Annotated in this window: 23 protein-coding genes; 17 read left to right on the plus strand and 6 right to left on the minus strand. The window is 75.5% G+C overall.

All coding sequences use genetic code 11. The annotated features are described in order from the left end of the window. The first annotated feature begins 23 nt into the window (after positions 1–23). From uraD to DQ241_RS10565, 16 genes are all read left to right on the plus strand, one after another. Positions 24–521, plus strand: a complete 498-nt coding sequence (uraD, locus tag DQ241_RS10490) for a 2-oxo-4-hydroxy-4-carboxy-5-ureidoimidazoline decarboxylase (RefSeq protein ID WP_113830128.1) — start codon at positions 24–26, stop codon at positions 519–521. Further along, a complete protein-coding gene (gene uraH, locus DQ241_RS10495; protein WP_113830129.1) occupies positions 518–832 on the plus strand; it encodes a hydroxyisourate hydrolase in 315 nt (104 codons plus the stop codon). The genes uraD and uraH overlap by 4 nt, the downstream gene beginning before the upstream one ends. Next, on the plus strand, positions 832–1,728 hold the full coding sequence (pucL, locus tag DQ241_RS10500) for a factor-independent urate hydroxylase (protein WP_113830130.1): 897 nt from the start codon (positions 832–834) through the stop codon (positions 1,726–1,728). The genes uraH and pucL overlap by 1 nt, the downstream gene beginning before the upstream one ends. Then, the gene (gene allB, locus DQ241_RS10505; protein WP_113830131.1) at positions 1,725–3,065 is read left to right on the plus strand and encodes an allantoinase AllB; all 1,341 of its coding nucleotides are present in this window, start codon (positions 1,725–1,727) and stop codon (positions 3,063–3,065) included. Before pucL ends, allB begins: the two co-directional genes overlap by 4 nt. Further along, on the plus strand, positions 3,065–4,285 hold the full coding sequence (locus DQ241_RS10510) for an alanine--glyoxylate aminotransferase family protein (protein ID WP_113830132.1): 1,221 nt from the start codon (positions 3,065–3,067) through the stop codon (positions 4,283–4,285). The genes allB and DQ241_RS10510 overlap by 1 nt, the downstream gene beginning before the upstream one ends. Then, positions 4,282–5,535 carry an allantoate amidohydrolase gene (locus DQ241_RS10515; protein WP_113830133.1) on the plus strand — a complete coding sequence of 418 codons (1,254 nt, stop codon included), beginning with the start codon at positions 4,282–4,284 and terminating at the stop codon, positions 5,533–5,535. Before DQ241_RS10510 ends, DQ241_RS10515 begins: the two co-directional genes overlap by 4 nt. Then, positions 5,532–6,347, plus strand: a complete 816-nt coding sequence (locus tag DQ241_RS10520; RefSeq protein WP_199584370.1) for a MurR/RpiR family transcriptional regulator — start codon at positions 5,532–5,534, stop codon at positions 6,345–6,347. The genes DQ241_RS10515 and DQ241_RS10520 overlap by 4 nt, the downstream gene beginning before the upstream one ends. Then, entirely contained in the window at positions 6,347–7,156 is an 810-nt protein-coding gene (locus DQ241_RS10525) for an FAD binding domain-containing protein (protein ID WP_113830134.1), read from the plus strand. The genes DQ241_RS10520 and DQ241_RS10525 overlap by 1 nt, the downstream gene beginning before the upstream one ends. Beyond that, positions 7,153–9,795, plus strand: a complete 2,643-nt coding sequence (locus tag DQ241_RS10530; RefSeq protein ID WP_113830135.1) for a molybdopterin-dependent oxidoreductase — start codon at positions 7,153–7,155, stop codon at positions 9,793–9,795. Before DQ241_RS10525 ends, DQ241_RS10530 begins: the two co-directional genes overlap by 4 nt. After that, positions 9,792–10,268 (plus strand): nucleoside deaminase, encoded by a 477-nt coding sequence (locus DQ241_RS10535; protein ID WP_113830136.1) that lies wholly within the window; start codon positions 9,792–9,794, stop codon positions 10,266–10,268. Before DQ241_RS10530 ends, DQ241_RS10535 begins: the two co-directional genes overlap by 4 nt. A 171-nt stretch (positions 10,269–10,439) precedes the next feature. Continuing rightward, positions 10,440–11,498: an ABC transporter substrate-binding protein gene (locus DQ241_RS10540; RefSeq protein WP_113830137.1), complete on the plus strand. Its 1,059-nt coding sequence runs from the start codon at positions 10,440–10,442 to the stop codon at positions 11,496–11,498. A 30-nt stretch (positions 11,499–11,528) separates the two neighbouring features. Then, the gene (locus tag DQ241_RS10545) at positions 11,529–12,356 is read left to right on the plus strand and encodes an ABC transporter ATP-binding protein (protein ID WP_199584372.1); all 828 of its coding nucleotides are present in this window, start codon (positions 11,529–11,531) and stop codon (positions 12,354–12,356) included. Continuing rightward, positions 12,353–13,144, plus strand: a complete 792-nt coding sequence (locus DQ241_RS10550; RefSeq protein ID WP_113830139.1) for an ABC transporter permease — start codon at positions 12,353–12,355, stop codon at positions 13,142–13,144. The genes DQ241_RS10545 and DQ241_RS10550 overlap by 4 nt, the downstream gene beginning before the upstream one ends. Further along, positions 13,141–13,986, plus strand: coding sequence for an ABC transporter permease (locus DQ241_RS10555; RefSeq protein ID WP_199584374.1), 846 nt, complete (start codon positions 13,141–13,143; stop codon positions 13,984–13,986). Before DQ241_RS10550 ends, DQ241_RS10555 begins: the two co-directional genes overlap by 4 nt. Next, positions 13,983–15,095, plus strand: coding sequence for an adenosine deaminase (add, locus tag DQ241_RS10560; protein WP_113830140.1), 1,113 nt, complete (start codon positions 13,983–13,985; stop codon positions 15,093–15,095). Before DQ241_RS10555 ends, add begins: the two co-directional genes overlap by 4 nt. After that, positions 15,092–16,141 carry an isopenicillin N synthase family oxygenase gene (locus DQ241_RS10565; RefSeq protein WP_113830141.1) on the plus strand — a complete coding sequence of 350 codons (1,050 nt, stop codon included), beginning with the start codon at positions 15,092–15,094 and terminating at the stop codon, positions 16,139–16,141. Before add ends, DQ241_RS10565 begins: the two co-directional genes overlap by 4 nt. Before the next feature lie 35 nt (positions 16,142–16,176). Here DQ241_RS10565 and DQ241_RS10570 read toward each other — a convergent pair whose 3' ends face one another. The 3 genes from DQ241_RS10570 to DQ241_RS10580 all read right to left on the minus strand — a co-directional run bounded on the left by DQ241_RS10570 (position 16,177) and on the right by DQ241_RS10580 (position 19,650). Beyond that, positions 16,177–18,054 (minus strand): hypothetical protein, encoded by a 1,878-nt coding sequence (locus DQ241_RS10570; protein WP_113830142.1) that lies wholly within the window; start codon positions 18,052–18,054, stop codon positions 16,177–16,179. Between the two features lie 223 nt (positions 18,055–18,277). Continuing rightward, on the minus strand, positions 18,278–19,132 hold the full coding sequence (locus DQ241_RS10575) for a GIY-YIG nuclease family protein (RefSeq protein ID WP_113830143.1): 855 nt from the start codon (positions 19,130–19,132) through the stop codon (positions 18,278–18,280). Positions 19,133–19,254: 122 nt separating this feature from the next. After that, complete coding sequence (locus tag DQ241_RS10580) at positions 19,255–19,650, minus strand: VOC family protein (RefSeq protein WP_113830144.1); 396 nt, start codon at positions 19,648–19,650, stop codon at positions 19,255–19,257. Between the two features lie 247 nt (positions 19,651–19,897). Between DQ241_RS10580 and DQ241_RS10585 the strand changes: the two genes are divergently transcribed. Then, a complete protein-coding gene (locus DQ241_RS10585; protein WP_199584376.1) occupies positions 19,898–20,890 on the plus strand; it encodes a rod shape-determining protein in 993 nt (330 codons plus the stop codon). Between the two features lie 35 nt (positions 20,891–20,925). Here DQ241_RS10585 and DQ241_RS10590 read toward each other — a convergent pair whose 3' ends face one another. The 3 genes from DQ241_RS10590 to DQ241_RS10600 all read right to left on the minus strand — a co-directional run bounded on the left by DQ241_RS10590 (position 20,926) and on the right by DQ241_RS10600 (position 25,773). Beyond that, positions 20,926–23,859 (minus strand): FtsW/RodA/SpoVE family cell cycle protein, encoded by a 2,934-nt coding sequence (locus DQ241_RS10590; RefSeq protein WP_233492363.1) that lies wholly within the window; start codon positions 23,857–23,859, stop codon positions 20,926–20,928. Between the two features lie 32 nt (positions 23,860–23,891). Then, the gene (locus DQ241_RS10595) at positions 23,892–24,935 is read right to left on the minus strand and encodes a hypothetical protein (RefSeq protein WP_113830146.1); all 1,044 of its coding nucleotides are present in this window, start codon (positions 24,933–24,935) and stop codon (positions 23,892–23,894) included. 247 nt (positions 24,936–25,182) lie between these two features. Next, a complete protein-coding gene (locus DQ241_RS10600) occupies positions 25,183–25,773 on the minus strand; it encodes a hypothetical protein (protein WP_158545910.1) in 591 nt (196 codons plus the stop codon). Positions 25,774–25,895: the final 122 nt, after the last annotated feature.

Genomic DNA, 25,895 nt, shown 5'->3' on the forward strand with positions numbered 1-25,895 from the left:
CCGCGGTTTCCTACGTTCGGCCCGTGGTGCTCTCCGAGTTCAACGCGCTCGCAGCCGAGGAGGCCGCGGCACTCCTGCGACGGTGCGCCGACATCCCCTCGTTCGCGGCCGCCCTCGTGGCCCGACGGCCCTTCGCCGACGTCGACGAGCTGCGCAGCAGCGCGCGGGAGCTGGCCGGCACGTGGTCGGAGGCCGAGGTGGCGGCCGCGCTGGCCGACCACCCCCGGATCGGCGAGCGGCCGACCGGACCCGGGGCCACCGCCGCGCTGTCCGAGCGCGAGCAGGCCGGCCTGGACCAGGCCGACACCGGGCTGCGCCGCCGCCTCGCGGAGGGCAACCGGCGCTACGAGGAGCGGTTCGGGCACATCTACCTCGTCCGCGCCGCCGGGCGCAGCGGCCCCGAGCTGCTGGACCTGCTCGAGCAGCGCCTGGCCAACGACCCCGCCACCGAGCGCGGTGTCACCCGGTCCCAGCTGGCCGAGATCGCGCTGCTGCGCCTGGAAGGGCTGGTCAGCGCGTGAGCTCGTTCAGCACGCACGTCCTGGACGCCGTCCTCGGCCGGCCCGCCGCCGGCGTGGACGTCGTCCTCGCCCTGCCCGACGGCAGCACGGCCGCCGGCACCACCGACGCCGACGGCCGCGTCCGGCTCGACGTCGACCTGCCCCGTGGCGAGCACGAGCTCCGGTTCGCGACCGGGCCGTGGTTCGCCGCGCAGCAGCGGGCCACGTTCTTCCCCTCGGTGACCGTCCCCTTCGTGGTGGCCGACGACCGGCACCACCACGTCGCGCTGCTGCTCAGCCCGTTCTCCTACACCACCTACCGGGGGTCCTGATGAGCAGCGAGCACGTCCTCGGTCCGCACCAGTACGGCAAGGCGGAGTGCCGCCTGGTCCGCGTCGAGCGGAGCACACCGGAGCACGCCCTCGCCGACCTGACCGTCACCACCCAGCTGCGCGGGGACTTCGACGCGGCCTACACCGAGGGCGACAACGCCCACGTGCACGCCACGGACACGCAGAAGAACACCGTCTACGCGCTGGCCAAGGAGCACGGCGTCGGCTCGCCGGAGGCCTTCCTGCTCGTCCTGGCCGGGCACTGGCGTGCCCAGCCGTGGGTCACCGGCACCCAGATGGCCGCCCAGCAGCACTCCTGGGAGCGCATCGGCGCCGGCACGCCGGGGGCCGGTCACTCCTTCGCCCGCACCGGCGGCGAGGTGCGCACCGCCGTCGTGCAGACCGACGGCGCGGAGACGTTCGTGCTCGGCGGGCTCTCCGGGCTGACCGTGCTCAAGAGCACCGGCAGCGAGTTCTCGGGCTTCCCGCGGGACCGCTGGACGACGCTGGCCGAGACCACGGACCGGATCCTCGCGACCAGCGTCACGGCCTGGTGGCGGTACGCGGCCGCACCGGCGGACTGGGACGCCGCGCACTCCGCGGTCCGCGCCGCGCTCGTCGACGCCTTCGCCGGGACGCACAGCCTGGCGCTGCAGCAGACCATCCACGCCATGGGCGGCGCCGCGCTGGACGCGGTCCCCGAGCTGGCCGAGATCCGGATCAGCTGCCCGAACAAGCACCACTTCGAGGTCGACCTCGCGCCGTTCGGGCTGACCAACGGCGGCGAGGTCTTCCTGGCCGCCGACCGGCCCTACGGGCTGATCCAGGCCACGATCCAGCGCGCCGGCGTCCCCGACGAGCCGCGGGCCTGGACCGCCGTGCCGGCGTTCGCATGAGCGCCGGCCTGACCGCGACCACGACCGTCCGGGCCCGCCGGGTCCTGGTCGACGGCACCGTCCGCCCGGCCACGGTGCACGTCGCGGACGGCCGGATCACCGCGATCGGGCCCTACGACGGCGACGGTCCGGCCGACGTGCCGGGCACCGCGTACCTGCTGCCCGGCGTCGTCGACACCCACGTGCACGTCAACGAGCCGGGCCGCACGCACTGGGAGGGCTTCGCCACCGCGACGCTGGCCGCCGCGCTGGGCGGCGTCACGACGCTGGTCGACATGCCGCTGAACTCGGTCCCGCCGACGACGACGGTCGCGCACCTGCGGCGCAAGCAGGAGGCCGCCCGTGGCCGGCTGGCGGTCGACGTCGGGTTCTGGGGTGGGGCGGTCCCCGGCAACGAGGGCGACCTCGAACCCCTGTGGGACGCCGGTGTGCTCGGCTTCAAGTGCTTCCTCTCCCCCAGCGGCGTCGACGAGTTCCCCCCGCTGGACCCCGACGGCTTCCTCCGGGCGCTGCGCACCGTCGGCGGCTTCGGCGGGCTGGTCGTCGTGCACGCCGAGGACGCCGACGTGCTCGCGGCCGCGCCGGCACGGCCGAGCCGCGCGTACGCCGACTTCCTGCTCAGCCGCCCCGACGAGGCCGAGACCCGCGCGATCCGGCAGGTGATCGACGGCGCCCGGGAGACCGGTGCCCGCGTGCACGTGCTGCACCTGTCCAGCGCCCGCGCCCTGCCGCTGCTGCGCGACGCCCGGGACGAGGGTCTGCCGGTCACCGTCGAGACCTGCCCCCACTACCTGGTCTTCACCGCCGAGCAGGTACCGGACGCCGCCGCGGAGTTCAAGTGCTGCCCGCCGATCCGCGACGCCGGCAACCGCGACGAGCTGTGGGCCGCGCTGGCCGAGGGTGTCGTCGACTGCGTCGTCAGCGACCACTCCCCCGCGACCGCGGAGGAGAAGACGCGGGGCGGCGGCGACCTGCAGCAGGCCTGGGGCGGGGTGTCGGGGCTGCAGGTGGGGTTCGCCGCCGTCGCCGCGGAGGCCGCCCGGCGCGGCATCGACGTCGCGACGGTCAGCGGCTGGATGTCCCGGGCGACCGCCGACCTCGTCGGCTTCGGGCACAAAGGTCGCATCGCCGTCGGTGCCGACGCCGACCTGGTCGTCTACGACACCGCCGGGGAGACCGCCGTGGACGCCGCCCGGCTGGCGCACCGGAACCCCATCTCGGCCTACGACGGGTCGACCTTCCCCGGCCGCGTGACCCGCGCCCTCGTGCGCGGCCGCGCCGTCGACCCCGACCGCCCCGACCACGGCTGGGGCGCGCAGCTGAGGAGGAGTGCCTGATGGACGACACCGCCGGCCTCGACGTCCCGCCCCGGCTGCTCATGGGCCCCGGCCCCATCACGGTCGACCCGCGGGTGCTGCGCGCGATGTCCGCCCAGCTGGTGGGCCAGTTCGACCCGTTCATGACCGAGGCGATGACCGGCACGATGGCGCTGTACCGCGAGGTGTTCCGCACGGCCAACGAGCAGACCTTCCTCGTCGACGGCACCTCCCGGGCCGGGATCGAGGCGGCCCTGGTCTCCCTGCTGGAGCCCGGCGACCGGGTGCTCGTGCCGGTGTTCGGCCGGTTCGGGGCCCTGCTGCGCGAGATCGCCGAGCGCTGCGGCGCCGAGGTGCACACCGTCGAGGTGCCGTGGGGGCAGGTCGTGCCGCCGGAGGTGGTCGAGGAGGCGGTGCTGCGCGTCCGGCCCAAGCTGCTGGCCGTGGTCCAGGGCGACACCTCCACCACGATGTGCCAGCCGCTGGCCGACCTCGGCGAGATCTGCCGCCGGCACGGGGTGCTGCTCTACTGCGACGCCACCGCGTCGCTCGGCGGGAACCCCTTCGAGGCCGACGCCTGGGGGATCGACGTCGCCACGGCCGGCCTGCAGAAGTGCCTCGGCGGCCCGCCGGGCAGCGCGCCGATCACGCTCTCCCCACGGGCTGTGGAGCTGATCGAGGCCCGCACCCACGTCGAGGCCGGCATCCGCGACGACGGCGACACCGACCGCGGCACCCGCATCGCCAGCAACTACCTCGACCTCGCCCAGGTCATGGCGTACTGGGGCCCGCGCCGGCTCAACCACCACACCGAGGCGAGCTCGATGCTCTACGCCGCCCGCGAGTGCGCGCGGCTGCTGGTCGAGGAGGGCCTCGACGCCGCGATCGCCCGGCACGAGCTGCACGGGCGGGCGATGGTCGCCGGCGTCCGCGGCCTCGGCCTGGAGGTGTTCGGCGACCCCGCGCACAGGATGAGCAACGTCGTCGCCGTGCACGTCCCGGACGGCGTCGTCGCCGACACCGTGCGCGCGGCCCTGCTCGACGACTTCGGCATCGAGATCGGCACCTCGTTCGGTCCGCTGCACGGGCGGGTCTGGCGGATCGGCACGATGGGCTACAACGCCCGTCGCGACGCCGTCCTCACCACGCTCGCGGCCCTCGAGCAAGTGCTGCGCGGCTGCGGGGCAGCCGTGCCCGCCGGCGGCGGCGTCGGCGCCGCGCGCGAGGTGTACGCCGCATGACCACCGCCACCACCAGCGCCGCCGACGTCCTGGCCCGCTGCGCCGAGCTCGACCGGTTGTCCGCCAGCCCCGACCACCTGGTGCGCGTGCACCTCACCCCTGAGCACGCGGCCGCCAACCGGCGCGCCGCCTCGTGGATGGCGGCCGCCGGGCTGACCCCGTGGCAGGACGCGGCGGGCAACCAGTGGGGCCGCCGCGAAGGCCGGACCCCCGGGCTGCCGGCGCTGGTGCTGGGCTCGCACCTGGACACCGTCCCGGACGCCGGCAGCTACGACGGGATGCTCGGCGTGGTCATGGCCGTGGCGGTGGCCGAGCGGCTGCGCGACACCGATCTGCCCTTCGCCCTCGAGGTGGTCGGGTTCGGCGACGAGGAGGGTGCCCGCTTCGGTACGGCGTTGCTCGGCAGCCAGGCGGTCGCCGGCACCTGGGACCCCGCGTGGGAGGACCTGCGCGACGCCGGGGGGGTTCCCCTCCGCCAGGCGTTCCGCGACTTCGGCCTCGACCCGGCGCGGGTGGGCGAGGCGGCCCGCCGGCCCGGGGAGCTGGTCGGCTACCTGGAGGCGCACATCGAGCAGGGCCCCTGCCTGGAGGCCGCCGACCGCTCGCTGGGCTACGTCACCGCCATCGCCGGCGCGCGGCGGTTCCGGCTGTCCGTCCTGGGCGAGGCGCGGCACGCCGGCGGCACCCCGTACGAGCGGCGCCGCGACGCGCTGGTCGGCGCGGCCGAGGCGGTCGTGGCCGTGGAGCGGATCGCCCGCGCGGGCGACTGCATCGCCACCGTCGGCCGGCTGGAGGTCCACCCGGGCGCGGTGAACGTCGTGCCCGGCCGGGCCGACCTCACCCTCGACCTGCGCGCCGCCACCGACACCGAGCGCGACCGGATGTGGGACGTGCTGCACGCCGAGGTCGCCGCGATCTGCGCGCGCCGAGGGCTGGGCCTGGAGGTCGTGGAGACGCACCGGGCGCCCGCCGTCCCCTGCGCCCCGTGGCTGCAGGAGGCGGTGATCGCCGGGATCGGCGCTACCGACGACCGCGGCGCCCAGGAGCCGCTGGGGCTGTGGAGCAGGGCGGGGCACGACGCCATGGCGATGGCGGCGGTGACCGACGTCGGCATGCTGTTCCTCCGCTGCGCCGACGGGATCAGCCACTCCCCTGACGAGGACGTCCGCGAGGTCGACGTCGCCCGTGGGCTGGACGCCTTCGAGGCCGCGGTGCTGCGGGTGGCCGCCGTCGTGGAGGCCCGGAGGTGACGGGGCTGCGGATCGACGAGCGGATCGCCCGGTGCCACCCCGCGCTGACCTCGCAGGAGCGGCGCGCCGCCGAGACCCTGCTGGAGCACCTCGACGACCTCGCCACCTACCGCGCCGCCGAGCTCGCCGCCCTGTCCGGCGTCTCCAAGGCGACGATGAGCCGGCTGTTCCGCTCGTTGGGGTTCAGCGACTTCGACGAGGTCCGCGACCACCTCCGCTCGCTGCGCACGGCCGGCGAGCCGCGACGGGCCGGTGGACCCCCCGACCTGGCCGCGCACGCCGGCTCCGAAGCGGCCGCCGTCTCGGCCGCGGTGCTGGAGCCCGCCGTCGCCGATGCCGTCGCCGTGCTGGCCGACGCCCGGCAGGTGCTGGTCGTCGGCTGGCGCAACAGCCATCCCGTGGCCCTGCACCTCCGCGAGCAGCTCGTGCAGGCCCGGCCGCGGGTGCACCTGGCGCCGGTGCCCGGGCAGGTGGTGGGTGAGGAGCTGGCCGATCTGGGTCGCGGCGACGCCGTCGTGGCCGTCGGCTTCCGCCGCCGCCCTGCCGGCTTCGCCGGGTTCCTCGCCACGGCCGCCGCGACCGGCGCTGACGTCGTGCTCCTCGGTGATCCCACCGCCGCCGGGCACTCCGGCGCCGCGCGGGTGTGGTTGCCCTGCCCGGTGCAGGGCACGCTCGCCTACGACTCCTACGCCGCCGCGATGAGCGTGGTCGCCGTCCTGGCCGACGGCGTCCTGTCCCGCGTGGGCCGGGCCGGCCGCGACCGCATCTCGGCGATCAGCGCCACCTACTCCCGCCTGGGCGAGGTGGAGTAGTGGACCTGGCCTGGGTGGAGACCTACCGCGGTGCGCGGGACCGGGACGGCCTGCGGCTGCGCCCGGGCGAGCGGCTGCTGGCCGGCGGGACGTGGCTGTTCTCCGAACCGCAACCGGCCGTCACCGGCCTGGTCGACCTCACCGCGATGGCCTGGAAGGCCTGGGAGCCGCTGCCCGACGGCGGCCTGCGGATGGCCGCCACCTGCACCGTGCAGCAGGCCCGGTCCGCGCCGTGGCCCGACCCGGCACTGGCGGGACGGTGCGCCGACGCGCTGCTGATGTCCTTCAAGGTGCAGTCGGCCGCGACGCTGGGCGGCAACCTCTGCCTGGGCCTCCCGGCGGGCGCCATGGTGGCGCTCACCGCCGCGCTGGCCGGCGAGGTGGTCCTCTGGACGCCGGACGGCGGGGAGCGACGGGTGCCCGTTCCCGGCTTCGTGCGCGACGCCGGCGTCGTGGACCTCCGACCTGGAGAGGTCCTCCGCGCGGTCGAGCTGCCCGGGCCGGCGCTGCGCCGGCCGACGGCGTTCCGCCGCGCCGCGCTCACCGACCACGGCCGCAGCGCGGCGCTGGTGATCGGCCGCCGCGATCCGGACGCGGTCGTCCTCACCGTGACCGCGTCGGTGCCCCGGCCGGTGGTGCTGGCGCTCCCGCCCACCGCGACCGGCGCCGCGGTCCGCGACGCGGTGGCCGACGCCTGCGGCGCGACGGGGTGGTTCGCCGACCCGCACGGCGCCGCGGACTGGCGGGCCGCGCAGACGGTGCGGCTGGCAGCCGAGGTGCACGCCGAGCTGGGAGAGGTGGTCCCGTGATCCTCGACGGCAGCGAGGTGCCCGGCTCGCCGGCGCCCGGGCAGTGCCTGCGCACCTGGATCCGCGAGTGCGGGGGGACGGCGGTGAAGAAGGGCTGCGACACCGGCGACTGCGGCGCGTGCACCGTGCTGCTCGACGGCGCGCCGGTGCACTCCTGCATCACCCCGGCGGCCCGCGCCGGCGGCCGGGAGGTGACGACGGCGGCGGGGCTCGGCACGCCCGCGGAGCTCTCCCCCGTGCAGCGCCGGTTCGTCGAGGCGGCCGCCTTCCAGTGCGGGTTCTGCACGCCCGGCTGGGTGGTGACGGCGACGGCGCTGGCCGGCCCGGACGGCACCGTCGCGGTCGAGGAACCCGAGCGTGCCTTCAAGGGCAACCTGTGCCGCTGCACCGGCTACCGGTCCATCCGGGACGCCCTCGAGGGCCGGGTGAACGTGACGGCCGCCGGTGGCGTCGGGTGCTCGGTCGCCGCGCCGGCCGGCCCGCGGGTGGTCACCGGCCGGGAGGAGTTCACCCTCGACCTGCCCGACGCCGGGGTGCTGCACGTGGCCCTGGTCCGGTCGCCGCACGCGCACGCCCGGGTGGTGGCGGTCGACGCCGGCCGCGCCGAGGCGGTGCCCGGCGTCGTGCTGGTGCTCACCCCCGCCGACTCCCCCGACGTCCTCTACTCGACGGCCCGGCACGAGAGCCGGCTCGACGACCCCGACGACACCCGGCTGCTCGACCACGTCGTGCGCTTCCGGGGCCAGCGGGTGGCGGCGGTGGTCGCCGAGTCGGCCGCCCTCGCGCAGCGGGCCGCCGCCCTGGTCGAGGTCCGCTACGAACGGCTGCCGGCGGTCTTCGACCCCGAGGCGGCGCGGGCGCCCGGCGCCCCGCTGCTGCACGGCGACAAGGACCCGGCCGCCTCGCGGATCGCCGATCCCCAGCGCAACGTCGTCGCCGCCACGCACGGCGAGGTCGGCGACGTCGCGGCCGGCCTGCGCGCAGCGGCGCACACCGTGCGGGGCACGTGGACCAGCGGCCGGGTCGCGCACGCCGCCCTGGAGACGCACGGCGCCCGGGCACGGGTCGACGACGACGGCGTCCTCGTCGTCCGCACCAGCACCCAGGTGCCCTTCCTCGTCCGCGACGAGCTGGCCCGGGTCCTCGGCCGCGACCGCGACCGGGTGCGGGTGGTCGCGGCGCGGGTCGGCGGCGGGTTCGGCGGGAAGCAGGAGCTGCTGGTCGAGGACGTCGTCGCGCTGGCCGCGCTGCGGCTGGCCGAGCGCGGGGACCGGCGGCCGGTGCAGCTGGAGATGACCCGCGAGGAGCAGTTCACCGCGATCCCGCTGCGCCACCCCATGCGGGTCACCGTGGAGGCCGGCGCCGACGCCGAGGGCCGGCTCACCGCGCTGCGCGTCGAGGTGCTCAGCGACACCGGGGCCTACGGCAACCACGGGCCCGGCGTCATGTTCCACGGCGTCCACGAGTCGGTCGCCGTCTACCGCTGCCCGGCCAAGCGGGTCGACGCCGAAGCGGTCTACACCAACAACCCGCCCAGCGGCGCGTTCCGCGGCTACGGCCTGGGCCAGGTGGTCTTCGCCATCGAGTCGGCGCTCGACGAGCTGGCCGTCGAGGCCGGCATCTCCCCGTTCGACCTGCGCCGCCGCAACGTCGTGGTCCCCGGCGACCCGCTGGTGGTCAACGGGCCCCCGAGCACCGACCTGGAGTTCGGCAGCTACGGCCTGGACCAGTGCCTGGACCTGGCCGAGTCGGCGCTGCGGCAGACCCGGCCCGCGGACCCGCCGGCGGAGGGCTGGGCGGTCGGCGAGGGGATGGCGCTGGCGATGATCGCCACGATCCCGCCGCGCGGGCACCACTCGTCCGCGCGGGTGGCGCTGGCGCCGGACGGCACCGCCACCGTCGCCGTCGGCACGGCGGAGTTCGGCAACGGCACGGCCACCGTGCACACCCAGCTGGTCGCCGAGGCGCTGGGCATCGCTCCCAACCGGGTCCGCCTGGTCCCCTCCGACACCGCCACCTCCGGCTACGACTCCGGAGCGTTCGGCTCCACCGGCTCGGTGGTCGCCGGCCTGGCCGTGCAGCGCGCCGTGGCGGAGGTGCGGCGGCGGCTGGACGACCTCGGCGGCCCGGCCGCCCTGCGCGGGCTGGAGGGGCCGCTCGTGGCGACCGGCACCAGCGACGGCGGCCGGCGCTCGGTGGCGTTCAACGTGCACGCCGTGCGGGTCGCGGTGCACCCGGCCAGCGGCGAACTGCGGGTCCTGGACTCGGTGCAGGCCGTGGACGCCGGGGTGGTGCTCAACCCCGAGCAGCTGCGGGGCCAGGTCGAGGGCGGGGTCGCCCAGGCATTCGGGTCCGCGCTGCAGGAAGAGGTCGTCGTCGAGGACGGCGCGGTGCTCACCCGCGGGTTGCGGACCTACCGCACACCCCAGCTCGGCGACGTGCCGGCCACCCGGGTGCTGGTCGCGGACACCGTCGACGCCCTCGGTCCGCACGGCGCGAAGTCGATGAGCGAGGCCCCGTACAACCCGGTCGCGCCCGCGATCGCCAACGCCGTGCGCGACGCCGTCGGCGTCCGCCCGCACGCCCTGCCGATGAGCAGGGACCGCATCTGGCGGCTCACCCGAGGAGGCACCCCGTGACGTCCACGATCGACGAGAGGTGGCTGCAGCACGCCGTCGACCTGGCCACCGCGAACGTGGCGGCGGGCGGCGGGCCGTTCGGCGCGCTCGTGGTCCGCGGCGACGCCGTCGTGGCCAGCGGGGTCAACCGGGTCACCCGCGACCTGGACCCCACCGCGCACGCCGAGGTCACCGCGATCCGGGCGGCCTGCCGGGAGCTTCGCACCTTCTCCCTCGCGGGCTGCACCCTCTACACCTCCTGCGAGCCGTGCCCCATGTGCGCGACCTCCGCGCTGTGGGCGCGGCTGGACCGCGTCGTGTTCGCGGCCAACCGCCACGACGCGGCCGAGGGGGGGTTCGACGACCGGGCCTTCTACGACCTGCTCGCCGCCGAACCGCCGTCCTGGCCCACCGCGGTGCACGAGCTGCGACTGGGCACCGCGGTCGCGCCGTTCACCGCCTGGCGGGACAACCCGCTGCGCGTCGACTACTGACCGCGTGGAACGAGCGTTCCAGCGCGGGACGGGGATTTCTTTTACGCCGCCGAAACGCCGCTCCACCTGGGCCGAAACCCGCCGCTCCTAGCGTCCGCACGGACGACGACGGAGCCGGGGAACCGCTCCGCCGCCGAGGACCGACAGCCTTCCTTCGACCAGGAGAAGCCCATGACGAAGCGCGCCCTGCGCACCGCCGCAGCGCTCACCGCGGCCGCCCTCGCCCTGACGGCGTGCGGCGGCTCGGACGAGCCCGAGACCGCCGCCGGCGAGGGCGGCGACCTCGGCCCGCTGACCCTGCAGCTGTCCTGGATCAAGAACGCCGAGTTCGCCGGCGAGTACTTCGCCGACACCAACGGGCACTACACCGCGGCCGGCTTCTCCGACGTGACCATGGACCCCGGGCCCGGGCCGATCGAGACGCTCGTGGCCAGCGGCGAGGCCGACTTCGGCCTGAGCAACGCCGTGGCCACCGCCCAGGTGATCGCGGAGGAGGACGCGCCGCTCAAGATCGTCGGCACCAAGTTCCAGAAGAACCCGTTCACCATCCTGTCGCTGGCCGACGGCGGGAACATCGCGACACCCCAGGACCTGGTCGGGAAGCGGATCGGCGTCCAGGCCGGCGGCAACGAGACGCTGTTCGACGCGCTGCTCGAGGTCAACGGCATCGACCCGGGGTCGGTGGAGAAGGTGCCGGTCGAGTACGACCCCGCGCCGCTGATCGACGGCGAGGTCGACGGCTTCCTGGCCTACCTGACCAACGAGTCGATCACCGTGCAGGACGCCGGTTACGAGGTGACCAACCTGCCCTTCGCCGACAACGGGCTGCCGTTCGTCGCCGAGAGCATCATCACGACCGACGAGATGATCGCCGAGCACCCGGAGACGGTGAAGGCGTTCCTCGAGGCGGAGATCCTCGGCTGGCAGGACTACCTGCGCGACCCGGAGGAGGGCGCTCGCCTCGCGGTCGAGGAGTACGGCGCCGACCTGGACCTGGACATGGCCAAGGAGGTCGAGCAGGCGGAGGTGCAGAGCACCCTGATCGTGACCCCCGACGTGGAGGCCAACGGCCTGCTCACGATCACCGACGAGCTGATCGAGCAGAACCTGGCCACCCTCGCCGCCGCCGGTATCGACCTCACCGACGCCGACGACCTCTTCGACCTCTCCCTCCTCGAGGAGCTGCTCGAGGAGAAGCCGGAGCTGGTCGAGGTGCCCAGCGCGGCCTGACCCGCCCCCGATCCCGACAGGAACCCCATCGTGACCTCGCTCTCCGAGGCCGAGGCCCCCCGGTCGGCCGCCCCGCGGCCGGCCGGGGGCACCGGCATCCACCTCCAGGGCCTGACCAAGGCCTTCGGCTCCGGCCGCAAGCAGGTGCGGGCCATCTCCGACGCCACCCTGCACACCGACCAGGGCAGCTTCGCCTCGCTGCTGGGCCCCTCGGGGTGCGGCAAGTCCACGATCCTGCGGATCCTCGCCGGCCTGGAGCAGCCGACCGGCGGCACCGCGCTGGTCGACGGCATGACGCCGGCGCAGCTGCGCAAGGCGCACGGCCTCGGCATCGCCTTCCAGGACTCCGCGCTGCTGCCGTGGCGCTCGGTGGAGGCCAACATCCGGCTGCCGTTCGAGGTCGCCGCCACCCGGCCCGACGCCGCCCTGGTGGCCGAGCTGATCGACCTCGTGGGCCTGTCCGGGTTCGAGAAGGCCAAGCCCGCGCAGCTGTCCGGTGGCATGCGCCAGCGGGTCTCCATCGCCCGCGCGCTGGTGGTCAAGCCGTCGGTGCTGCTGCTCGACGAGCCGTTCGGCGCCCTGGACGACATGACCCGCCAGCGGCTGAACGTCGAGCTCCTCCGGATCTGGACCGAGAAGCCCGCGACCACGCTGATGGTCACCCACGGCATCTCCGAGGCGATCTTCCTGTCCGACCAGGTCGCTGTGATGAGCGCGCGGCCCGGCCGGATCGTGGAGGTCATCGACGTCGACCTCCCCCGCCCCCGGCACCCGGAGATGATGCGGACGCCGGAGTTCCACGCCCTGCACGACCACGCCTCCGAGCTGCTGTTCGGCGGCGGGACGGCGGCCGGGTGAGCACCGTCCTCCGCCGGGAGCAGCTGCGCTCGGTCGGCTTCGGCGCGCTCGGCCTGCTGGGCGTGGTCGCGGTGTGGGAGCTGCTCGTCCTCACCCTGCTCGCCGACGCCCGCATCCCCTCCCCCGCCGGCGTCGTGGGTGCCGCCGCCGACCGGGGGTGGGGCTTCTACGCGACCCACTTCGGCATGACCCTGCAGGAGGCCGCGGTCGGCTTCGGCTACGGCACGGTCGCGGCGGTCGCGCTGGCCGCCCTGACGCTGCTGGTGCCGGCTCTGGAGCCGCTGGTCATGCAGATCGCCGTCCTCACCTACTGCGTGCCGCTGGTCGCGATCGCGCCGGTGCTGTTCATCGTCATCGGCAACCCCGACGAGGGGCAGCGGGCCGGCACCGCGACCGCCCTCGCCGCGCTGTCGGTCTTCTTCACCACCGTCGTCGGCACCGTGCTCGGGCTGCGCTCGGCGGACCCGGCCAGCCTGGAGGTCGTCCGTGTCTTCGGCGGCGGGCCGGTGCGGCAGCTGACCAAGGTCCGGCTGGTCGCGGCGCTGCCGTCGGTCCTGGCCGCGCTCCGCGTGGCCGCGCCGCTGGCCTTCCTCGGGGCGATCCTCGGCGAGTACGTCGGCGGCGTGCAGCGCGGCGTCGCGATCACGCTCAAGATCGCCCAGCAGAACGTCGACGTCGAGGGCGCCTGGGCCATCGGCCTGGGCTGCGCCCTGGTCGCCGGGGCGTTCTACGGCGCGTTCGCCCTGCTCGGCCGGGTCGTCACGCCGTGGTCGCGAGGTGCCGCGTGAGCGCCGACCTGCTCGTCCCCGCCCCCGCCGCCGCCCCGGCCCGGGGCCGCCACCCGCTGCTGCGGGCCGTTCTCCGGGCGGTCGGCACGATGGTGCTGGTCCTCGCCGTGGTCGTCGCCCTCTGGGTGGTGGGCCTGTGGGCCTTCGACGTCTCCAGCTACGTCGGCAAGGGGCCGCTGGACGTCGTCGACATCCTGTTCGTCGACGAGGACGCCGCCGAGCTGCGGACCGAGATCGCCGGGCTGCTCGGGCGCACGCTGCTGGACGCGGGCATCGGGTTCGCCGCCGGCATGCTGGTCGCGGTCCTGCTGGCCGCCGTGGTGGTCCGGTACCGGGCCGCGGAGAGCGCCGTCATGCCGGTCGCGCTGATCCTGCAGACCGTCCCGCTGATCGCGCTGGCGCCGATGCTCATCCTGCTGGTCGGCCGGGGCTACGTGATCGTCGCCGTGATGAGCGCGGTCGTCGTGCTCTTCCCCGCCCTGGTCAACATCGTCGTCGGGCTGCGGTCGGTGAGCCAGCAGATGCGCGACCTGGTGCTGGTCTACGGCGGCTCCCCGATGACCGTGCTCCGGAAGGTGGCCTTCCCGTCGGCCCTGCCGGCGTTGTTCGTGTCCGTGCGCATCGCCGTTCCCGGTTCGATGACCGGCGCGCTGCTGGCCGAGTGGCTGGCCACCGGCAAGGGCGTCGGGTACGCCGTGGTCTCCGCCGCGGCCCGGTCGCAGATCGGCAAGGTCTGGGCCCTGGTCGTCGTGATCACCCTGGTGTCGCTGCTGCTGTACCTCCTCGCCCAGCTCGTCGAGGCGGCGGTGCTCAGCCGGTTCGGGCAGGCGGACCGGGCATGATCGCCACCGCCCGCCGCCCGCCCGGCTACCCGCCGCACTCCCGGCCCGTGCCCGCCGACCCGGCGGTGGACGCGATGGTGGCGGCCCTGCCCAAGGTGAGCCTGCACTGCCACCTCATCGGCACGGTGGCGCCCGGCACCGTCGTCGAGCTCGCCGCCAAGCACGGCGTGCCGCTCGAGCGGGGCGCCGAGGACCTCTACGACCACGACAGCTACGAGGACCTCGGCGAGTTCCTGCGGGTGCTCGACGTCGTCGGCTCGGTGATCCGGGACGCCGACGACTTCTCCCGCGTGACGTACGAGTCCCTCACCGCCGGCGGTACCGACCACGGCGTCCTCTACCGGGAGCTGCACCTCAGCCCGCCAGGGCACCCGGGCGTCCCCTACCCGCGCATCCTGGAGGGCGTCCTCGCCGGGCTGCGCGACGCCCGCACCGACACCGGCATCGACGCCCGCCTCGTCATCGGCATCAACCGCGAGCGCAGCGGCGGGGCCGCCGTCGAGCTGGTCGAGCAGGTCGTCGAGCACCGCGTCGACGAGGTCGTGGGCATCGGGCTGGACTACGCCGAGGTCAACGGCCCGCCCGGCCGGTTCGTCGAGGCCTACCGGCTGGCCGCCCGCGCGGGCCTGCAGCGGACGGCGCACTCGGAATCCGGCCCGCCCCGGCACGTGCTCACGCTGCTCGACGAGCTCGGTTGCAGCCGGGTCGACCACGGCTACCACGTCGTCGACGACCCGGAGATCACCGCCCGGTGCGTCGCGGAGCGGATCCCCTTCACCTGCACGCCGGTGAGCTCCGACATCGGCCGCTACTCCGGCAGCGGTGACGGCACCCACGCGCGCATCCGGCAGATGGTCGACGCCGGGCTGTGCGTGACGATCGACTCCGACGACCCGCCGATGTTCGGCACCGACGCGACGCACGACCTCCGGGTCCTCGCCCACGCCCTGGGCTACCGCCGCGACCAGCTGGCCGCCTTCACCACCAACGCCATCGACGCCTGCTGGCTCGACGAGACCGGCAAGGCCGAGCTGCGCCGCCGGGCCGCCGCAGCCCTCGCCGCCACCCCCGACGCCCCTCCCCCCGCACTCCCCGAGGAGACCCGATGACCGAGTTCACCGTGCCCGCCGTCGACATCGCCGCCTACGTCGCCCCCTCCGGCAGCGCCGCGGACCGGGCTGCCGCCGCGCGCGCGTTCGACGAGGCCGCCCGCACCGTCGGCTTCGTCCAGGTGCTCGGCCACGGCATCCCGAGCGCGGTCACCGACGCCTTCGCCGCGGCGCTGGACTCCTTCTTCGACCTGCCGCTGGAGGCGAAGAAGACCTACCGGACGCCCCCGGAGGTGAACCGCGGTTACAGCCCGCCGAAGACCGAGTCGCTCAGCCTCAGCCTGGGACTGGCGCCCTCCAACCGGATGCACGACTTCTTCGAGGCCTTCAACGTCGGCGCGGCCCGCAGCGACTACCCGGGCGTCGACCTGCCCGCCGTCGACTACGCCGAGAACGTCTGGCCCGACGAGGCCGGTGGCTTCCGCGAGGCGGTGGCGGCCTACTTCGACGAGGCGGCCCGAGTGGCACGGACCCTGACGACGATGTTCGCCGACGCGCTGGGGCTCCCCGCCGGCTTCTTCGAGCGGTACACCGACCACAGCCTCGACGTGCTGCGGATGAACAACTACGCCCTGCCCCCGGGCGAGGTGACGCTCGACGGCGACCTCACCGGGATGGGAGAGCACACCGACTACGGCATCGTCACCGTGCTCTGGGCCGACCGGGTCAGGGGCCTGCAGGTCCTGGGCCGCGACGGCGCCTGGCACGACGTCATGCCCGCCGACGGAGCGTTGCTGATCAACCTCGGTGACCTCATGGCGCGGTGGACCAACGAGCGGTGGATGTCGACCCTGCACCGGGTCAAGCCGCCGATCGTCGACGGGTGCATCGAGCGCCGGCGCTCCGCGGCGTTCTTCCACGACGGCAACATCGACGCCGTCATCGAGACGTTGCCGACCTGCCTGGACGCCGACGGGACGTCGGCGTACCCGCCGGTCACCGTGGGCGAGCACATCCGGGCGAAGCTGGCCGGCTCGCGGGCCGGTGTGGCCAACACCGAGGCGGAACGGGAGGCAGCACGGGTCCTGGCGGCGCGGCCGGCCTGAGGTCCCCCGGTTGCCGTCTGGCGCGTGTGCGGCGCTCAGCAGCCGCGGACGGAGTAGTCCCGCAGCAGCGGCCATGACGCCGCGGGCGTGGTCGTCCAGTCGAAGACCGACACCCCGACCGCACCCCGGTCGGCCGCCGCGCGAGCCATCGCCCCGTAATCGGTGGCCGGAAGATCGGCGCCGAACCCGCCGATCACCGACACCGCGGCGCACGGCTCGCCCAGGTTGGCCCGCGTCCGCGCGATGTTCTCGCTGGTGTACCGGTAGGCGTCCCGCCAGCCGGAGGCCGCCGTCCGGTTGCTCCAGTACGCCATCGGCATCCACACCTGGTAGTACCGGGCCAGCTGCCGCCACGGGAACCGCGGCCAGTAGCTGGGGTTCAGCACGTCGGTCACCACCGGCGGCAGCACGATCGCGCCGAGCGTCACGTCCGGCAGCGCCGCCCACAGCCGGGCGGAGAGGTCGACCAGCCGCGCGTTGCGAATGTCCACGTCGGTCACCGAGAGGTCCTCGATGTCGACCCCGATCGCGTCGAAGGCCTGCCCGGAGGCCCGGAAGTCGGCCATGGCCCGCAGCCGCCGCAGGTCGGCCTCGACGTCGGTGAGGTGCGGCAGGTACCAGGCGACCACCTGCATGCCGCGCGCGTGGGCGCGGGCGAGGAACTGACCGAGCAGGTCGGGGCTGAGCAGTCCCGGGAAGCGCGGGTCGTCCGCGGCTGCCTGCAGGTAGATCGTGTCCACGCCGGCGGCGGCCATCGCGTCGACCGTGGCCGGGGTGATCGGAGGGTTGGCGCCGGCGTACTCGCGGCTGAACCGGAAGCGGGTCACCCAGGTGCCGGACTGGTCGTAGGGCGCCAGCAGGGCCATCCGCACCGTGCCGGTGGCGGCGTCGAAGCGCAGGAACCCGCGCTGGAAGTCGCTCTGGCGGCCGCCGGTCACCGCGTACTCGTCGGAGATCGGGTAGCCCAGCGGCCCGGACGCCCAGCCCAGCGCGGCCCACCGGTCGCGGATGGCGCCGTGCACCTCGTGCACCCCGGTGGTCGGGGTGAAGTAGATGGACCCACCCTGGAAGTGGTTGTAGCGCCCGCCGTCCGGCGTGCCCAGCTCGCCGGTCACCGGGTAGCCGAGGAAGCCGGCCTGGGCGCCGAGGGACGCCCACTTGCCCCGGATGGCGCCCCGCACCTCGCGCGCGCCGGTCGCCGGCATGAAGTAGACGGAGCCGCGCTGGAAGTCGTTGTACCGCCCGCCGTCCGGCGTCCCCAGCTCGTCGGTCACCGGGTAGCCGAGCGCGCTGCGCTCCCGACCCAGCGCCGTCCACGTGCCCCAGATCGCGCCCCGCACCTCACGCGCGCCGGTCGCCGGCGTGAAGTAGACCGAGCCGCGCTGGAAGTCGTTGTACCGCCCGCCGTCCGGCGTCCCCAGCTCGTTCGTGAGCGGGTAGCCGAGAGCGCTGCGCTCGCGGCCGAGCCGTGACCACGTGCCCCAGATCGCGCCGCGCACCTCGTGCGCCCCCGTCGCGGGGGTGAACGTGATCGTCCCCCGCTGGAAGTCGTTGTGGCGGCCCAGCCCGTCGGCGACGCCGAGCTCGTCGGTCACCGGGAAGCCCACGTCGCTGCGCTCGCGACCGAGGGCGGCCCACGCACCCAGGACGGCGCCGTGCACCTCGTGCGCCCCGGTCCCCGGCGACCACGAGATCGTGCCACCCACGTAGTTCTGGGCGCGGCCGCCCGGGACGTCGAACGGCCCGCCGACCGGTGCCCCGAGGAACGACGCCGCCCCACCGAGCTCGCAGTGGTGACGCGCGATCGGGTCGGCCTGCTCGCACTGGCGGGCCAGTGCCGGCGCGGGGACCAGGCCCAGCCCGGCGGTCACCAGCGCGACCAGCAGCACGGTCGGGCCCCGACGGGTCCACATGGCGACCGCCTCCCCCCGACGGCGGGCCGGAAGGACCCCACCCGTCGGGACGACGATCGCCCCGGCGGGAGGGCTGCGCCCAGGGCTGTTCGTCTTCGGCGGGCAGGGTCGTTCCGATCGCCCGAGGGCTCACGGCGGGGGACGTTGGGCCCAGAGCCGCGCACCCGCACCCGGCTCTCCGGACCGCCGGGCGGAGCGCTGGCGTCAGCCGGGTGGCGGACCGTCAGTTCCGGTTGAGGCCGTGCTGCCGGGTGAGGAGCGCCCGCTTGTGGTGCGCCTCTGCCGCATCCAACTCAGCGGTGGTCGCGGTCGGGCCGAACACGCGCAGGATGCTGAAGACGAAGTGCCTCCGGTGGGTCACGTCGACCTCTGCCAGTTCGCGGAGCGCGACGTTGCCGCCGTGGCCGTCGCGGGCGTACGCGCTCCACCGACCCAGGAGGCGCTCCGTGCCGTCCGCCTTGCCGACGTACAGCCGGCCGCTGCTGGTGTCCGCGACGAGGTAGATGCCCTGGACGGCGGCGAGCGCCGTCCTCCACTCCGCGTAGCGCGGTTCCTCGACGACTGCCAGCAGCTCGTCGTGCGTGATGAGGACGTTGTCGAAGCCCGGGAACGGGACACGGGCGGGGTCGGCGATCTCGACCACCGGCATCTGCGCGGCTCTCCCTCCCACCTTGGCCCAGTTGATCGTGTCGTTCGTCCACTCGATGACGAGCCGGTTCCGCAGCGATACGAGGACGTCCGATGCGTGGAGGTCGAAGAACCGCTTGTCCTCGGTCCGCTCGGCGAGGACCTCACCCCTGTTCTCGTAGGCCGCGAGGAACCGGGACCGGCGCTTGCCGTCCGCCATGAAGTTGAGCCACAGGGCAGGTGGATCCCTCGGGATCTTGCTCTGCCGGATCGACTGCTCTCGGACGTAGGTGAGGACGTTCTCGACCGTGGCGTCGCGCGGGCCGGTGAGGCCGTCGGCGCCGTAGGTGTGCCGGACGAGGAGCACGTCGTCGGTCGCGACGCCCGCCACGCCCAGCAGGTCCGCGAGGGTCAGGTCACCGCGCAGGGGGGACGTCTCGATCTGCCGCATGATCCGAACCTACGGACCCACGCCGCCAGTCGAACCAACCGTGCGCCGCGGCCCGCCCCTGAGTGGGCGTGCCGGGGCGCACGTGGTCGGAGCGCTGCTGTTGCCCCTGACCGCGAGCCCGGTCAGGCCGTTCCGCCCTCCTGGTCCAGGCAGAGGATGTTGCCCTCGCTGTCCTTGAACCAGGCGGCGCGTCCCATCCCCTCCATGGACGCGATCTCGCCGTCCCAGCGGACGCCGGGCATGTCGTCGTACACCTCGAAGACCACTCCCTTGGCCTTGAGGTCACGCACCTCCGCGTCGAGGTCGTCGACGTGCCACTGGGCGATGGTGTGCCCGGCCCGGCCGGCGAACTCGGTCTCGTAGACGTTGAAGGTCGTGCCGGCGTCGGTGCGGTAGGTCAGCGCGATGCCGTCGATCTCCCTCGTCGGCGTCAGCCCGAGCACGTCCGCGTAGAAGTCCCGCGCCCGCTTCAGATCTGCGGCGGGGATGTTGGCCTCGACCCTGCTGCTGCTCAGCATGGTGCCTCCCGGGTGTGTATGACCCCCGTTCCGGCCGACGGTAGTGGGGCCCGGAGACCGGCGGAAGGGTCCTCGGGCCGTGCCCGACCGCCTCGTGCGTTGGTCGTACCGGCCGATGTCGACGACGCTCGTCCGCGGTGCTGGCCGGCCGCGTCCCGGAACCACGGCGTCACGGCGCACGGCCCCATGGACCGCGCGGCGGCGCGCCCCCAGACTGGTGCGGCAGTCGACGGGCAGGAGGACCGCGGTGGGGCTCGGCATCGACCTGGGAACCACCACCACGGTCGTCAGCGACGGTCGCCGGGGCGTGATCTACGACGAGCCGTCCGTGATGCTGCTGCGCCGCGACGGCCCCCGCCGGCACCGGCTGCTCGCCATCGGCCAGGAGGCCGCCGACCTCATCGGCCGCGCACCGGCGGAGCGGTTCACGCCGCTGCGGCCGCTGCAGGACGGCGTGGTCACCGACCTGGAGACCACCCGGCTGTACCTCCGCTCGGTGCTGCGCAAGGCCGGCCGCCGGGTCTGGGAGCTGCCCGTGCGGGCCGTGATCGGGGTGCCCGTCGGGGCGTCCGCCCTCGAGCGGCGCGCGCTGCTCGAGGCCGCGGAGGAGGCCGGCATCCGCCCGGTCACCGCGCTCGACGTGGCCATCGCCGGCGCAGTCGGCTGCGGCATCGACCCGCTGGAACGGCGGGTGCGCATGGTGGTCGACATCGGCGGCGGCACCGCCGAGGCGGTCGCCTTCTGCTTCGGCGGGGTCCTCGCCCACCGGACCAGCAAGCTGGCGGGTGAGGAGATGACGGTCGCCGTCGCCCGGTACCTCCGCGAGCAGCACCAGCTGCACGTCGGTGAGCTCGAGGCCGAGGACTTCAAGGTGCGCTCGTCGTCCAACGGGCACGGCCCGCTCGTGGTGCAGGGCCGCGACGCCGCCACCGGCCGGCCACGGCTGGCCACCGTGCCGGGGACCGAGGTGTCCGAGGCGGTGCGTCCCGTCACCGGCGAGATCGTCCGGTCGATGTCGGCGTGCCTGGAGGACCTGCCGCCGCAGGCGATCGCCGACGTCCTCGCCGACGGTGTGCTGGTGTTCGGTGGCGCGTCCGGCTTCCCGGGCCTGACCGACGAGCTGGAGCGGACCCTCGGGCTGCCGGTCCGGCTCGCCGACGAGCCGCGGACCTGCGTGGCCGAGGGCGCCGCCCGGGCGCTGCGCGACCGCCGGCTGCTCGCGGCCTACGGGGGACGCTGACAAACGGGGGCGCTGACAAACGGGGGCGCTGGGCCTCACGGCGCCTGCACCGGGCCGGTCGCCACCACCTCCTCCCGGTTCTCCAGGTAGTGGCGCAGGCCGTCGGCCACCACCGTCTTGGCGGTGTTCCCTCCCGTCCCCGGCCCCTGCACCACCGCGGTCACCACGACCTCGGGGGCGTCGAACGGGGCCGCGGCCGTCATCCAGTTGTCGTACTCGTCGGCGCGCAGACCGCCGTCCTGCGCCGTGCCGGTCTTCGCGCCGACCGGCGCGGGGAGCCCGGCGAGCGACCCCGCGGTGCCGCCCGTCACGGCTCGGCGCATCCCGTCGCGCACCGGCCCGAGGTCGGCGACGAACGGCACCGGCGTCACCGCCGGCGCGGGCAGGGCGGTGTCCGCACCGGTCCCCGAGCGGACGGCGAGCCCGAGCTGCGGCGTCACCAGCTGCCCGGTGGCGACCGCGCCGGTCCACCGGGCGGCCTGCAGCGGGGTCACCTGCAGCTCGCCCTGGCCGATCCCGAGGATCACCGTGGAGCCGCCGTACCACGTCCCGCCGCGGGCCCGGACCGACTCCGGGGTGCCCAGGTAGCCGGCCGACTCGCCCGGCAGGTCGATGCCGGTCGGCTGCCCCACCCCCAGGGCACGGGCCGTGTCGATCAGCCGGTCGGCCCCCAGCGCGACGGCGAGCTTGTAGAAGTACACGTCGTTGGAGATGGCGATGGACTCCACGAGGTCCATGGGACCCATCGGACGCCAGTTGCCGAAGGTGTGCCCGCCGTACGTGAAGGCCGCCCCGGTGGGGATGGCCTGGCGGGGGGCGAACACGCCGTGCGCCTGGTTGGCCGCCGCCACCACCAGCTTGAACGTGGACCCGGGGGGCAGCGCCGCCTGGGTGACGTGCTCGAGCAGCGGAGAGCCCGGCGCCTCCCCCAGCGCGCGCAGCGCCGCGGCGTCGACCGCTGGCCCGTAGACGCTGTTGTCGAAGGACGGCGTGCTGGCGATGGCGAGCACCTGCCCCGACCGGGGGTCCATCGCCACCGCGGCACCGATCTTGCCGCGCGGGCGCGGTTGCGCGCCCAGGGCGGTGGCGAGGCCGGCGTCCAGCACGCGCTGCAGGCCCACGTCCAGCGAGAGCCGCAGATCGGCCCCGGGCACGGGTGCCACCCGCTCCCCCATGGCCACCGGCACGCCCGCCGGGTCGACGTACAGGCACTGGCGCCCGTTGATGCCCCGCAGGACCGCGTCGTACTGCCGTTCGAGGCCGGCGCGACCGACGATCTCGCCGGCCGGCAGGCCGGGCCACCGCTCCTCGTCGTCGGGCGTGGCCACCCCGGTGAACCCCAGCACCGGCCCGAGCAGCGCCCCGTGGGGGTAGCTGCGGCGCGCCTCGGGGACGACGAGCACCCCGGTGATCCCGGCGGCGGTCACCGCGTCGCCGGCCGCGCGCACCACCTCGGCCACCGGCACCGCGAGCGTGGTCGCCTCCACCGCCTCCAGCCCGGCCGCCAGCTCCTCGCGCGGCCGGCCCACCAGGTCGGCGAGCCGGTCCCGGTCCGCCGGCCGGGCGCGCAGCAGGGCGGGGACGACGAGGACGCGGTCGAACCCCGTCCCGGCGTCGGCGGCGTCCAGCGCGAGCGGCACGTCGTGCCGGTCGGTGATCGCCCCGCGGGGCGCCGGCAGCCGGATGCACCGGGTCATCTGCTCGTCCCCGACCACCTGGAGGGCCGCCCCCTCGGTGCGCTGCAACCGCCAGCCGTAGAGGCCGAAGGTCACCAGCAGCGCGGAGAGTCCCAGCGCGGCGAGGCGCACCAGCCGCGGACGCGCGGTCCGCCGGCCCAGCGGCACCCACAACCGCCGCCGGGCGCCGTCCCGGCGGACGGCGAGGGCGACACCGAGCGCCGCCAGGTGCACCACGAGCGCCGTGCCCCCGTAGCTGAGCAGCGGGAACGGCACGCCGGCCAGCGGCAGGAGCCCGAGGTTGGCGCCCACCGAGACGACCGTCTCCACCCCCAGGAGCATCGCCAGGCCGCCGGCGACGAGCGCGCCGTGCAGCGTGCGGGACGCCCGGCTGGCCAGCGCCAGCCGCCACACCACGACGACGACAGCGAGGACCGCCCCCGCCCCGGCGACCAGCCCCCGCTGCCCCACCAGGCTGGCGAGAGCCAGATCGGTCTCCTTCTCCGGCAGGTACTCCGCGCGCAGGCCGCGCAGCGGGTCGTCGGCGCGGCCGAACAGCCCGCCGGAGCCGACCGCGATGTGCGCTTGCCGCAGCGCCCAGCCCGAGCCGGTCGGGGACTCGTGCGCGCCGACCAGGAAGCTCCCGAGGCGCACCAGCTGGTGCGGCTGCAGGAGGCCGATCAGCAGCGGGGCCGCCAGCGCCGCCACCGCGGCGAGCGGCAGCAGGAACCGCGCCGGGATCCGGCCGATGACCAGCACGGTCACGGTGAGCAGCACGAGCAGCACCGCGGTGCTGAGGTCGGGCTGCAGCAGCGTCAGGGCGACGGGCACGACCGCGAGGAGCAGCGCCAGGGCCATCCGCTGCCACGACGGCCGGCCCGAGCCGACGACGCCGGCGAGCACGAGCAGCAGCCCGAGCTTGGCGAGCTCGGACGGCTGGAAGCTGAGCGGGCCGACGGCGATCCACCGGGTGGCCCCGTTCGCCGACCGGCCGACGAGGGGCACGGCGACCAGGAGGACCACCGCTGCCATGTACGCGCCGACGGCCAGGACGCCGAGGTAGCGGACCCGCACCCCCCAGAACACCGCCAGGGCGAGCACCCCCGCCCCGGCGACGAAGCCCTGCCGCGCGGCGAGGTCCGTCGCGCCGATCAGGTGCAGGTTGGCGATCCCGAGCCCGACCAGCGCGATCGCGGCCAGGACGGCGAGCAGGTCGAAGGCGGCGCTGCGCCGGCTGCGCCGCTGCTCGCGAGTGCGCCGGTACCGCCCGCCCGCCGGCCCGGGAACCTCCACCGTGCCGGCGCGCACCGTCCGGCCGGCGCCCCTCACGAGCCCGGTCCCGCGGCCGGGCAGGAACCGAGCACCACCGGCGCCGATGCCGCCGACGCGGGGGCCCCGGTGACGGCGACGACGGCGACGCCGTCACCGGCCGGGACCGGGACGACGCCGACGGCCTCGATCCGATCGGCCTCCGGCGGCGCGGTGAGCGTGCCCCCGGGGACGCTGACCGTCGGCCCGGAGCACCCGTCCACGACCACGTAGGACCAGGTGACCACCCGCGCCTCGGCCGCGGGGGCCAGCCGCACGAGCACCCGCACGGTGCAGGGCGCGCCGGGGGCGCAGCGGCCGAGCGGGCGCAGATCCACCCCGAGCACGCTGCCCGCCGAGGGCGGTGCCGGCGCCGGGACCGACGGGGTCGCCGGCGCGGACGCCGTCGGCTCGTCGGCACCACGGCCGGCGTCCAGCAGCGTGTCGACGTCGGCGGCGATCTGGTCGCGCAGGAACACGACCTCCGACACGACGGCCGCGACGAGGACGAGGACCGACAGCAGCCAGGCCCCGATCCGCCGTCTCAGGGGCACCGGTGCCCGTGGCGCGGGCGGCGCCGGCCGGGCCGCGACGGGCGCGCCGGTCCGCCCGGCCACCCCTCCGGGGCCGGTGGCCCGCTCACCGACGGCCCGCGCCAGCGCCGCGAGCTCGGCGCGCACCGCCGTCCGGTCGAGGCACGCGGCGGCCTCCTGCAGCCTCCGCGCCACGACGGCGGGCCCCGTCGTCGGGAGGTCCCGGACGGCGCCATCGAGCTCCTCGAGGTGCCGCGCGGCGGTCGGGTCGGCACCGGCGCCGGGCCGGCCCACGGCGGCGGCGATCCCGGCGAGGACGGCGTCGAGCGGCCGCGTGCCGCCCTCGGCCGGACCGCGGAGCACGACCCGGCCGTCGGCCGCCACCCAGACCCGCGCGCCGGGGGCTGCGCGGCCCCCGCCGTCGTCCTCCGCGCCGGCCGGCACCGCTGCCGCGAGGACGCCCGCGCCGAGCTCCAGCGCCTGCGCGGGCGTGAGCCGGGCGAGGGCCAGCAGCCGGCCCAGTTCCACGCCGCCGGGAGCGTCCGCCGGAGGCGTCCTCCCCGGCGCCGGCCCATCCGTGTCGTGCGCGCGGGGGTGAACCGCCCGGCGGTCCGGATCGTGGCGCTCGGGCACCGGCCGGGTCGTCAGATCCGTCACCGACGGCCACCCCCGCTCAACCGCTGCCGACCGAGCCCGTCCCCCGTGCCGCGCCACCGCCGATACTGGCCGGAACCGATCCGGATGTCACCGGGGCCGTGCGCGGCGGCAGCGCCGCTCACGACGTCACCCGCACGAAGTCCCGGCCGTCGTAGCGCCAGCGCACCGTGAGCGGCACGGAGGGACCGCTGGCGTGGACGTCGTCGGGCCCGTACGCCGTCATCGCCGCGACGATCTCCCCGTTCCGGATCGACAACCCCGCCGGCCGGTACTCCGGCGGCAGCGGAGCGGTGCCCTGCAGGTCGCGCGGGCTGGGCAGGGTGCCGCGCAGCTCGCCGGTCGGCGACAGGAGCTGGACCTCCTGGACGATGCCGTTGGACGGCTGCGGCGAGCACTCCAGCAGGACGACGGCGTCGAGCTCGTCGTCGCCGTCCAGGTCGCCGGTGGCGGTGTCCGCGACCCGGACGTCGTAGTGGGCGTAGTAGGGCGGTCGCCCCTCGTCGGCGGGCACCCGCGCGTACCCGTCGACGACGGTCGCGCGCAGCCCTCCGGGCACGATGCCGTCGCAGGTCAGCGTGTACGTGGTGCTCGACCAGTCGACGGCGGCTCCCGACGGGGCGTCCGTCCCGGCCGGCGAGGCGCACGCCGCCAGCACGCAGCAGGCCACCAGCCCGGCGGACGTCCGGGCGCCGGTCGCTGGCTGGGGCATCGGTGATCACCTCGCTCGCGACGGCCGGCGAGCCGCTACGGGAAGGGTCCACCCGCGGCCCGGGCGACCTCGCGCCCCGGAGGTCCTCGACCGCCGGGACCTCGGCCCCTTCGGAGCCGACC

Source organism: Blastococcus sp. TF02A-30, assembly GCF_003319185.1.
Classification (GTDB): domain Bacteria; phylum Actinomycetota; class Actinomycetes; order Mycobacteriales; family Geodermatophilaceae; genus Blastococcus.